Origin of the sequence: Microbulbifer sp. 2205BS26-8 (genome assembly GCF_030731025.1) — a bacterium.
Taxonomy (GTDB): domain Bacteria; phylum Pseudomonadota; class Gammaproteobacteria; order Pseudomonadales; family Cellvibrionaceae; genus Microbulbifer; species Microbulbifer spongiae.
In genome coordinates this window covers 1-512 of the sequence record NZ_JAVAMR010000182.1, presented here as the reverse complement: position 1 = coordinate 512, position 512 = coordinate 1, and the positions used below count along the sequence as shown (strand labels likewise).

At 57.0% G+C, this 512-nt stretch carries 1 protein-coding gene; it reads left to right on the top strand.

Features of this window, described 5'->3' with window-relative positions:
• Nucleotides 1-93 precede the first annotated feature (93 nt).
• A partial coding sequence (locus tag Q5Y71_RS17170) for a hypothetical protein (RefSeq protein WP_306043287.1) occupies nt 94-512 on the top strand: 419 nt, incomplete at its 3' end.

The window sequence follows — 512 nt, the reverse complement described above, 5'->3', positions numbered from 1 at the left end:
GAGGGCAGCGTGCAGGCCCTGGCAGACGAGGCAAACGCGCTGAACGCTCAGCCAATCGGCGGGAAGCTATACATCCCGTAAGGAGAAAACACTATGGGTTTTGTGACTGATTTATTTGGCGCTAAGGAGGCGAAAAAAGCCGCCGACGCGCAGCAGCAGGGCTACAGGGACGCGGAGGGCACATACCGCGAGGCGGGCGCCCACGCCCTGGCCAGATATGGGCCTTATGCAAATACCAGCCTGAAAGCTAATGGGATGATCGATGCGGCCCTGGCCGGTGATTATTCCAGCTTTTATGAGTCCCCCGATTATCAGTTCAGACTGTCCGAAGGGGAAAAGGCGATAAACCGAAGTGCAGCGGCAAGGGGCAATCTGTTGTCCGGAGCCGCATTAAAAGACCTCAACGCCTACGGCCAGAACCTCGCCTCCACAGAGTACGGAAATTGGTTTAACCGCTTGGCAGGTCTTCGTGGTGAAGGTATTGGCATTGCCGGACAGCAGGCCGGAATCGA